General features: G+C 72.7%; 2 protein-coding genes. Both read right to left on the bottom strand.

What is annotated here, in order from left to right:
* Window positions 1-1,147, bottom strand: a 1,147-nt coding sequence (locus IJH84_RS06525) for a beta-ketoacyl synthase N-terminal-like domain-containing protein (protein ID WP_295141494.1), incomplete at its 3' end; no start/stop codon positions are given.
* A gap of 78 nt (window positions 1,148-1,225) precedes the next feature.
* Window positions 1,226-2,375, bottom strand: a 1,150-nt coding sequence (locus IJH84_RS06520; RefSeq protein WP_295141491.1) for a beta-ketoacyl reductase, incomplete at its 5' end; no start/stop codon positions are given.

The raw sequence follows: 2,375 nt of genomic DNA, 5'->3' as shown, positions 1-2,375 counted from the left end.
GGGTGTGCCCGATGTTGGACTTCACCGATCCCAGCAGCAGCGGGTCCGTGCGATCCTGCCCGTAGGTCGCCAGCAACGCCTGCGCCTCGATCGGATCGCCGAGCGTGGTACCGGTCCCGTGCCCCTCGACGGCGTCCACATCGGACGCCTCCAGGTTCGCGTTGCGCAGCGCCGCCCGGATCACCCGCTGCTGCGAGGGACCGTTCGGCGCGGTGAGCCCGTTCGACGCGCCGTCCTGGTTGATCGCCGAACCCCGCACCACCGCGAGCACCGGGTGCCCGCCGCGCTGCGCGTCCGAGAGCCGTTCCAGCACGAGCACGCCCGCGCCCTCGCCCCAGCCGGTGCCGTCGGCCGCGTCCGAGTACGGCTTGCAGCGGCCGTCCGCGGCCAGCCCGTTCTGCGAGGTGAACGCCTCGAACGGGCCGGAGGTCGCCATCACCGAAGCGCCGCCGGTCAGTGCGAGCGAGCACTCCCCGGCCCGCAGCGCGCCGACCGCCTGGTGCAGCGCGACAAGTGATGACGAGCAGCCGGTGTCCACTGTGATCGCCGGGCCTTCGAGTCCGAACAGGTAGGACAACCGACCGGAGAGCACGCAAGCCGCGTGCCCGGTGGTGGAGTACACCGCGGCGTCCTCGCCGGAGCCTTCGATGACCTTGCCGTAGTCCTGGCCGGTGGTACCCATGAACACGCCGGTTTCGGAGCCGCGCAGCGCTACCGGGTCGATGCCCGCGCGTTCCAGCGCTTCCCACGCGGTCTCCAGCAGCAGCCGCTGCTGCGGGTCCATCGCGACCGCCTCGCGCGGGGAGATCCCGAAGAATCCGGCGTCGAAATCCGCCATTCCGTCCAGGAAACCGCCCTCGAGGGCCAGGCTGCCGCCTTCCGCGAGGCGTTCGAGGTCCCACCCGCGGTCCGCCGGGAACGGGCCGACGGCGTCGCGGGCCTGCTCGACCAGTTCCCACAGCTGCTCGGGGGTGACCACGCCGCCGGGGAACCGGCAGCCCATGCCCACCACCGCGATCGGCTCGACCGAGGCGGACACCAGCCGCCGGTTCTGCTCGCCGAGCCGCTGGTTCTGCTCGCGCAGCCGCTCGGTCTCCTTCAGCGAGGCGCGGAGCGCTTCCACGTACTCGTTGTTCGCGCCGGTCATCGTTCTCAGCCTCAATCTCGCTGCGTTGATCTCAGTTGCGCCTCGTCCGGTAACCGGGCCGGCCCGGTCGCTCGGGGCTCAGTCGCTCCCGCCGGTGGCCAGCCGCAGCAGGCTCTCGGCGTCCATGTCGTCGATCGAGCCGCCGTCCGACCCGCTCCCGGAGTCGCCCGTGCTCCCCGAATCGCCCGTGTTCCCGGAATCACCCGCGGTTGCGGTTTCGGCTCCCCCGGCGGGCTCGGCGTCGTCGGCCAGTGCCAGCACCATGTCCAGCAGTCCGGCCCGGCGCAGCCTGCTCGGCGGGATCGAACCGATCACCTCGCGCAGCCGCGCGTCCGGGTCCGCGTCCGCCTCATCCGCGGGACCGCCGAACAGCTCGTTGTCCAGCAGCTGCGCCAATGCCGTCGGAGTGGGGTGGTCGAACACGACGGCCGCGGGCAGCGGCAGTCCGGTCGTGGTGCGCAGCCGGTTGCGCAGCTGCACGGCGGTGACCGAGTCGAAACCCACGTCCTTGAAAGCTCGCACGGCGGGGACGTCCGCGGCCTCGGCGTGGCCCAGCGTCGCGGCGGCTTCGCGCCGCACGACATCCAGCAGGGCGCGGGAGCGTTCGGCCGCGGACAGTTCGGCGAGCTGCTCGCGGAGTCCGCCCTCGGACTCGGGTTCGTCGGCCGGTGCGTCGGCGGCCTCGGGAAGTTCGGCCAGCAGCGGGCTCGGACGGGTGGCGGTGAAGCTGGGCGCGAACTTCTCCCAGTCCATCTCGGCGACCACCGCGCTCGCGGACCCGTCCATGATGGACACTCCCATGGCGTCCAGCGCTTGCTGCGGGCGCATCGCCACCACACCCTGGCGCCGCAGCCGCTCGCGCACTTCCTCGTCGGCGGCCATGCCCGCGGCACCCCAAGTGCCCCAGGCGATCGAGGTCGCGGGCAGCCCGGCTGCGCGGCGGCGCTCGGCCAGCCCGTCCAGGTAGGCGTTCGCGGCGGCGTAGCCGGGCTGGTTCCCGCTGCCCCACGCCGCTGCGCCGGAGGAGAACAGCACGAAGGCGTCCAGCTGACGGTCGCGGGTGAGCTCGTCCAGGTGGCGAGCGGCATCCCGCTTCGAACGCAGCAGCGTCGCCAGCTGCTCGCCGGTGAGGTCGGCGACCGGGGCGTCACCTGCGGAGACACCGGCCACGTGGAAGACCGCGGTGAGGTCGGCGACCCCGTCCAGCAAATTGGCGATCTGTGCGCGG

The organism is Saccharopolyspora sp. (assembly GCF_017434145.1).
GTDB classification, from domain to species: Bacteria; Actinomycetota; Actinomycetes; order Mycobacteriales; family Pseudonocardiaceae; genus Saccharopolyspora_C; species Saccharopolyspora_C galaxeae.
This window is presented reverse-complemented; position numbering and strand designations above follow the sequence as displayed.